Source organism: Sphingomonas sp. CROZ-RG-20F-R02-07, from assembly GCF_022662335.1.
Classification (GTDB): domain Bacteria; phylum Pseudomonadota; class Alphaproteobacteria; order Sphingomonadales; family Sphingomonadaceae; genus Sphingomonas.
On record NZ_JAKNQJ010000015.1, the window covers coordinates 56,340 to 63,623 of the forward strand.

The 7,284-nt window shown below is 63.3% G+C and carries 6 protein-coding genes and 1 pseudogene; 4 read left to right on the forward strand and 3 right to left on the reverse strand.

The genetic code is table 11. The features are described from left to right. Window positions 1–106: 106 nt before the first annotated feature. Together L8H00_RS16350 and L8H00_RS16355 are read right to left on the reverse strand one after the other, a co-directional pair. Window positions 107–2,398, reverse strand: a complete 2,292-nt coding sequence (locus L8H00_RS16350) for an EAL domain-containing protein (protein ID WP_242098372.1) — start codon at window positions 2,396–2,398, stop codon at window positions 107–109. 50 nt (window positions 2,399–2,448) lie between these two features. Then, a complete protein-coding gene (locus L8H00_RS16355) occupies window positions 2,449–3,036 on the reverse strand; it encodes a methylamine utilization protein (RefSeq protein ID WP_242098373.1) in 588 nt (195 codons plus the stop codon). Between the two features lie 129 nt (window positions 3,037–3,165). On the opposite strand from L8H00_RS16355, the gene L8H00_RS16360 reads away from it, so the two are divergent. After that, the gene (locus L8H00_RS16360) at window positions 3,166–3,999 is read left to right on the forward strand and encodes a DUF3034 family protein (protein WP_242098374.1); all 834 of its coding nucleotides are present in this window, start codon (window positions 3,166–3,168) and stop codon (window positions 3,997–3,999) included. 36 nt (window positions 4,000–4,035) lie between these two features. Next, window positions 4,036–4,560, forward strand: a complete 525-nt coding sequence (locus L8H00_RS16365; RefSeq protein ID WP_242098375.1) for a group 1 truncated hemoglobin — start codon at window positions 4,036–4,038, stop codon at window positions 4,558–4,560. On the opposite strand, the pseudogene L8H00_RS16370 reads toward L8H00_RS16365, so the two are convergent. Continuing rightward, window positions 4,557–5,516 (reverse strand): annotated as a pseudogene (locus L8H00_RS16370) (IS481 family transposase). The gene L8H00_RS16365 and the pseudogene L8H00_RS16370 overlap by 4 nt on opposite strands. 141 nt (window positions 5,517–5,657) lie before the next feature. On the opposite strand from L8H00_RS16370, the gene L8H00_RS16375 reads away from it, so the two are divergent. Further along, window positions 5,658–5,912: a hypothetical protein gene (locus L8H00_RS16375; RefSeq protein WP_242098376.1), complete on the forward strand. Its 255-nt coding sequence runs from the start codon at window positions 5,658–5,660 to the stop codon at window positions 5,910–5,912. Between the two features lie 460 nt (window positions 5,913–6,372). Beyond that, the gene (locus tag L8H00_RS16380) at window positions 6,373–7,161 is read left to right on the forward strand and encodes an alpha/beta hydrolase (protein ID WP_242098377.1); all 789 of its coding nucleotides are present in this window, start codon (window positions 6,373–6,375) and stop codon (window positions 7,159–7,161) included. The last annotated feature ends 123 nt before the right edge of the window (window positions 7,162–7,284 follow it).

Sequence of the window (7,284 nt, forward strand, 5' to 3'; positions counted from 1 at the left end):
CATCACCCCCTCCAGCCCCGTCGCATCGTTCGGCGTCGCCGCCTATCGCCGCTGAACCCCTGGGAAATGATACGGAACATGGGAGCGGTCCGCCCCAGCGTCGGCGTCAGGCCGCTTTCGCCATGTTCATAGCCAGCAGCGCCGCGACTATCGATCCTTCGACCGGGGGGCTGAAAAAATAGCCTTGGATGCTGCTGCACCCTTGCCCGCGCAGCCGTTCCAACTGGTCGCCGTCTTCGACGCCTTCCGCGGTGGTTTCCATGTTCAGCGCATGCGCCAGGTCGACGATCGCGCGGACAATCGCGGCGCTGCTGCTGTCTTCTGCGACGTGCGTGACGAACGATCGGTCTATCTTGATCTTGTCGAACGGGAAGCTGCGGAGATAGCTGAGCGAGGAATAGCCCGTGCCGAAATCGTCGAGCGCCACGCGCACGCCCATAGCGCGCAGCCCATGGAGCAGTGCGATGACGGGTGCCTCGCCGTCTAGAAACACCGATTCGGTGATCTCGACTTCCAGCCGGTTGGGGGGCAGGCCGCTCCGCGCCAGCGCCTGAAGAATCACTGCCTGAAACCCCGAACTGCGGAATTGCAGCGGCGAGACGTTGACCGCGACGCGAATATGCTCGGGCCACGCCGTCGCCTGGCGGCACGCCTCATGCATCACCCATTCGCCGATCGCCACGATCAGCCCGGTATCCTCGGCGACGGGGATGAATTCGGTCGGGCCGACCTCGCCGCGGGTCGGGTGGTTCCAACGCAGCAGCGCCTCAAATCCACCGATCCGGTCCGCCTTCAGGTCGAAGATCGGCTGAAAATTCAGGCGGAACTGTCCGGTCTGCAACGCCTCGCGTAAGTCCAGTTCCAGCTGGCGACGGCGGCGCGCGGCCGCGTCGAGTGCGGGTTCGAAGAAACGAAACACGCCGCGCCCGTCGCGCTTGGCGCGGTACAGCGCCAAATCGGCATTCTTCAGCAGCTGGTCCGAATCGAGGCCGTCGTCGGGGCCGATCGCGATGCCAATGCTGAACCCGGTGGCGACTTGGTGGCCCTCGGCCTGCATCGGCTTGGCGACGCGGTCAATGATGGCCTGGGCAAGCATGCGGGGGCGATCGGCATCGAACCCGCCCGAAAGGATAATCGCATATTCGTCGCCGCCCAGCCGCGAGACGAGGCAGTCGGGCGTCAGCGCGGTCAGAATGTCGCCGATCTCGCGCAGCAGCGCGTCGCCGACCGGATGGCCCAGCGTATCATTGACGCCCTTGAACCCGTCGAGGTCGAGGCACAGGACTGCCACCGGGTTGCGCCGGCCTGTTCCGCGGCCCAGCGCCTGCTCGAGTGCCTGGCGGAAATAGGTGCGATTGGGCAGGCCGGTCAGCTGATCGTGGAACGCCAGATGCGAGATCCGATGCTCGCGTTCCACGATGCCCGCAGACATGCGGTTAAAGCTTTCCGCCAGCCGGGCGAGTTCGTCGTGGCCGACGACCGCGACTTCGGTCCGCGCCCCTTCTTCCAGCGCACGCGCCGCCGCGTCCAGCGCGGCGATCGGGCTAGCGATTCCGCGCGCTAGCCGGGCCGAGGCGAGCACGACGAGTAGCACGCCCACAAGCCCCGCCAGTCCCAGCCCGACCTGCAGCGGCAGATACGACGCGAGCGCGGCGCTGAGCGGATAGCGGAGGAGCAAGGCGGCCTGGTCGCCACCGTTCGGCCCGGTCAGCGGCTTGGCGAGCGCAAAGGCACGGCCACTGGTCAAGTCGAGCATCACTAACGAACGATGCTTATAGGATGATGCGACGAGCGCATCAACCGCGGCATCCGCGACGACGGATCGATCTGCGCTGACCCAGTGACCGGCGGCATCGCGGTGGAGCATTGTCGCGGTCAGAGGGATCGCCGACAGATCCTGCAGCGACTGCATTTCCGCGGCATCCAGCGGCAGCGCGAACACAACTGACCCGATCCGCGTGGGTGCCATGATTGGTGAGACAACGACGCGGTAGACCGCATTGCCCGCAACGACGACCGCATCGTGGCGCCCGGGCTGAAGATCCATCGCCACCCCGGCGACGAGCCCCGCCAGTACCGGCGGCGCACCGATGACCCGACCGTCCATGTTGACCACCATCACCAATGGAACGCCGGCCCGTTCGCGCAGTGTGGCCAGCGCGGAATTGATCGTCGCGTGGTCCCCGGTCGCGACCGCAGTCCGAAACCCAAAATCATGCGCCAGCACCGCCGCAGTGTCGCCCAGCGTCTTGGACCGCAGCGCCCACAGCCCGTCATAGACTGTGCCGCTCGCGACCAGTTCGGCCTTGGTCGAGGATTCCGCATGCGCCCGGATCAGCGCCTGCGCGGTGACGCCCAGCAGCGCGAGAGCGAGCGCGAAAAGTCCGGTATACAGCACCGCCAGTTTCGTCCGAAGTCGGCCGAAGCGGCGCGGGTGTGGCAGCCCGATCACCGCCGGACCACGATGCTGGTCGCGAAGCCTGACTGCGCGATCGTGATCGCCTGCACCATCATGTTGTCGGGCGCGTGGATCGCGGGCGACCAGACGCGCAACCGCGCCCCGCCCGCGGGCACTTCAGCAATCGTGACGCGGCCCGCCTTGTCCGTCCTCGCTGCATAGGGCGTGCTCGACACGATGATGAAACCGCTCATCGAATCATGGATGTTGCAGCCCAGCGCCACGGTCCCGGCCTGATCGAAAACGACACTGCGCGTCTCGTCGCGGCCGTACAGCTTCAGGTCGAACTTCTTGGCTTTCGAGAAGGAATAAACGTGGTGGCGAAAGGCGTCGCGATTGGGGAACGACACCGTCGCGCCGATCGGCACGACCAGCACGTGAGGCTGGAAGGCGATCGACTTCTGTTCCATCACATATGGGCCGCGCTGCACGACATGCGCGCCGGGCACCTCCACCATCACGACCGCATCCGCCAGCGGACTGCCATCGGGCCCGCGTAGGTCGATTGTCACCGTTGCCGCCTGGACGGCACCCGGCGACAGGCAGGCGAGCGCGAAGAGGGGGAAGCGGATCGACATGATGGCGGCGTTACGACCGCGTGATTGCCAGGACGTGAAGCAGGCTTTGACGATTCGATAACTATCACGCGCGCACAGTTGCGGATGATGTCGCGATTCTCCGTTCCTGCCGCAGTCCTGGCGATCGCCATGCTGACCGTCCCTGCGACCGCGCAGGACCGGCGCAGCGGGGGCAAGCTGCTGCTGACCGATGGCGTAGCCTCGATCGAGGGCGCGGCCGGTGGCGGGCTCGCGACCTGGGCGGTGATTGCCGGCCACGAAACCGAGGACGGCATCGGCGGCACCGCGCACGCCACCTACGTTGCGCTGCCCGATTTTGATCTGGCGTCGGCGGGGGCCGCGGTCGGGCTCTTGAACCGGGTCGAGCTGTCCTACGCCTATCAACGCTTCGACACGCGCGCCGCCGGCGCCGCGCTCGGTCTCGGCCATGGCTTCACCTTCGGACAGCATGTGCTCGGCGCGAAGGTACGCCTGATCGGCGATGCGGTCTGGGACCAGGATACGATCTTGCCGCAGATCGCGGCGGGCGTGCAGTACAAGATCGCCGACCGCGGCGCGGTGCTTCATGCGGTCGGGGCCGCCCAAACGGCGAATGCCGACTTCTACCTAGCCGCCACCAAGGTGTGGCTGGCGCAGAGCCTCGTCTTGAACGCTACGGTCCGCTTCACCAAAGCGAACCAGTTCGGCCTGCTCGGCTTCGGCGGCGACCGCGATCCGAACCGGAGCGCGCAGTTCGAGGGGTCGGCAGGGCGGCTTCTGACGCGCTCCCTGCTGATCGGGGGCGAATATCGCACGAAGCCCGACAATCTGGGCTTCGCGCATGAGGACAATAGCTACGACGTGTTTGCCGCCTGGGCGGTGCGCCGCAACCTGTCGATCACCGCCGCCTATGCCGATCTCGGCGACATCGCTACGGTAAAGACCCAGCACGGGCTATTCCTGTCGCTGCAGGGCGGCTTGTGACGCTCTTAGTCCGCGGGTGAACGACCGATGCTGCCGATGATCCTCACAATGACTTTGGCGATCCTGCTCCAGACGACCGCGCCGCCGGTCGAGGAGCCCGTCGCGCCCTATGTCCATCACGACGCCAACGCCGGCGCGACTCCGTTCCGCGGCCCCGCGCTGTGGCACGCCTTCCATCGCAAGCCCGGTATCGACCGTATCGTCGACGGCACGATCGATCGCAGTATTGGCGACCCGCGCATTACCGACATCTTCAAGGGGCAGGACGTGGTCCGCCTGCGCCGGACATTGAAGGAACAGCTCTGCTACATCCTGGGCGGCGGATGCGCCTATAGCGGCCGAACGATGCACGACGCCCATGCCAATATGGGCATCCAAGACGCCGACATGGCGGCGCTTGTGGAAAACCTGCAGGCCGCGATGCGCACCGAGCATGTGCCATTCGGCGCGCAAAACCGGCTGCTTGCGAAACTCGCACCGATGCGCCGCACTGTCGTGAAGCAGGTCGCGCCGGTGGCGACAATTCCTGATACGACGCTGCCGGGCGGCGCCGCCCCCTAGGTGTTTAGTCCCGGCATCTGGTGGATCGGATCGACGATGAACCGCTCAGGCTCTGAAGCCCAGATTTTAGCGATGTATTCGTATGGTGTGAGGCCGCTGAGCGTCTTGAGCCGGCGGGCGAAGTTGTAGGCAGCCATGAAGTCAGCGAGGTGCGTCCGTAGCTCGTCATGGCTTTCGTAGTGGAAGCGTTGACGGTCGCCTCCTTAATCGTGCGGTTCATTCGTTCGACCTGACCATTGGTCCAAGGGTGGTTCGGCTTTGTGAGCCGGTGCTCGATGTCGTTTGCCTCGCAGATCATGTCGAAGCGCATCTGGCGCGACCAGGCAGTGTTCCGGTTTCGGGGCTGCTCGGCGAACTGGATGCCGTTGTCGGTCAGGATCGTGTGGATCCGGTACGGCACCGCTGTCAGCAGCTGTTCGAGGAACTCCCACGCCGTTCGTCGATCGGCCTTGTCGACCAAACGGGGTGACCGCGAATTTGCTGGTGCGGTCGATGCCGACGGACAGGTAAAGTTTGCCTTCGGCGGTCTGCACTTCCGCAATATCGACGTGAAAGAAGCCGATCGGATAGCGCTTGAAGCGCTGGCGCTTCGGCTTGTCACCCTTGATGTCCGGCAGGCGAGAGATGCCGTGCCGCTAAAGGCATCGATGCAGCGCTGAGCGCGTCAGATGAGGGATCGATGGCTGCAATGCGTCGAGGCAGTCGTCGAGCGGCAGGAGCGTGTGACGCCGGAACCCGACGACGGCCGCCTCCTCAGCTTGGGTCAGGGTCGTTGAATGAGGGGCCTTCGGCCCAGTCTTCAGATCCTCGAGCGTCGCCCGCCTACGCTACTTCGCGACCGTCTTCGGGTTGATCCCCAGCTCTCGGCTCAGCGTCGAGAGCGAAGCTTGCGATCGCTGTATTGCTGCTCTGACGGCGTGCGTGGTCGTGGCGCTCCCGTGACGTACTTGCCCCATATGGCTTCCTTCCATTCAAACGAAAGGATCGCACCAGCAAACCGTGGGATCAAACACCTAGTTGGAACCTAGCATTCAGGGTGATGCAGAAAGCGGGCGGCAAAAGTTGAATCCGCCACCACACCTTCAGCGTCCCATTACATGTTATTTCCCATAGGGCTATTGCTGTTCGACGGCCCCATCGAGGAGTCTGTATTTGGCATCGTCTTCTTATGCATGGCCTTCTTATGCATTGTCTTCTTATGCGACATCATGTGCTTCGCCGGCATCTTGCCGCTCGAGGTGGACATCGAGCTGCTCTGCATGGCGCTTGAGTTGCCAGCCATCATCTGCGCGCCAGCGGCACTGGTCAAAGTCATCGCGGCAGCGGTAGCGATCATCATCTTAATCATGTGACTCTCTCCTGACGTACCGCACCGACCTTCGTGTCAGGGGGCGTCGGAAACAGAATGCTTCCCGATCGCTGTTGGACCCAATCTGTTGAAAATTGTCCGAATATTGGCTTGGTGATGATGGTAGTTGAGCCAACGGATCGAGTCGATCTCTCGCGTCTTTCTGATCGCTCCGTTCGCGGTTAGCTGTGCCGATCCTCACTCGAAGCTTGTAGCGTCGGCGCACAATGACACGATGGTAGGTTGCAGGACGCCTTCATTGCGAGCTGCCCGAGCAATCCGGTTTGAAATCGTACCGTCTACGCCGTCTCTAATCGAGACACTTGTAAGCGATATATTCTCGACTTCTTTAAGCCAAGCATGCACGATCGCCGAAATTGCAGGACATCAAGTTTGTGAGCACTTCTTACGATCATGTCGTGCGCCCTCTTGCGCGTCGACGAGACCGGAAACCGATTGCATGGATGCTTTACGCCGCCGCTGTCGTTCTTGCGAGCCTGCCATCAGCGTGCGTGAACCCGGTAAGCAACAAACTCTATCAGCCCTCGGCAATAGATGGAAGAAGGCTTACGTGGTCGGGACGGACACCTGTCCCTGTTCGAACCGTCACCGCGGATGGCGTCGAGCTGACCGGTTGGTATTGGCCGGCGACGTCTAAGGACGAAGACTTAATCGTCTACATGCCGGGTCGGGTAGGGAACCGGGACACCGCCGCGTTCCGTGCTCAAGCGTTTGCCGAAGGCGGGCACGGAGTCCTCGTTGCCTCTTACCGGGGATATGGCGACAATCGGGGCACGCCAAGCGAACACGGTCTTTATGATGACGGCAGAGCGTTCGTTCGTTTGGCGCGGCATTTACAGCCGCGTGGACGACTGTTTTTGTTTGGCGATGCGCTGGGCGCCGCTGTTGCCCTGCATGCTGCCGTCGGGGAGCCCGTAGATGCGGTGGTCACCCTCGGTGCTTTCGACCGATTCAGCAGCGTTGTTCCCGCGGCACAGCGCCCCTTCTACAAGGATAGCTTCGACAACCTCTCTGCGATCCATCAGCTGCGCATGCCTGTACTGATTATGCATGGGCAGAAGGACGAGGTTGTACCTTTTACCGCCGCTGAGAAGCTGCAAGCGGCCGCCGGGGGCAGGGCCGTCGTCGTGCCGATCGCGGGCGAGGCTTACCATGCGTTCGACCTGAGCCATATCGCGCCAGTGGTCTGGCGGGCGCTTGATGAGCTCACGAAGACCACGCCTGAAAATTGAAATTATCGAGCTTTCGAGCTTACAGCCTGTGACGAGCCGCCCCTGCTGTATTGGTAGCCGATCATGCCCGAGGGGCCACAATCCTTGCATGACCGCAGTAAGGTAGCGGCTCTACCTACCTGC

What these genes read in the sequence shown, in the direction of transcription:
- L8H00_RS16360 (WP_242098374.1), top strand. Translation starts at nt 3,166, where the DNA reads ATGCTGACCGTCCCTGCGACCGCGCAGGACCGGCGCAGCGGGGGCAAG.
- L8H00_RS16375 (WP_242098376.1), top strand. Translation starts at nt 5,658, where the DNA reads ATGTTATTTCCCATAGGGCTATTGCTGTTCGACGGCCCCATCGAGGAG.
- L8H00_RS16365 (WP_242098375.1), top strand. Translation starts at nt 4,036, where the DNA reads ATGATCCTCACAATGACTTTGGCGATCCTGCTCCAGACGACCGCGCCG.
- L8H00_RS16380 (WP_242098377.1), top strand. Translation starts at nt 6,373, where the DNA reads ATGCTTTACGCCGCCGCTGTCGTTCTTGCGAGCCTGCCATCAGCGTGC.
- L8H00_RS16355 (WP_242098373.1), bottom strand. Translation starts at nt 3,036, where the DNA reads ATGTCGATCCGCTTCCCCCTCTTCGCGCTCGCCTGCCTGTCGCCGGGT.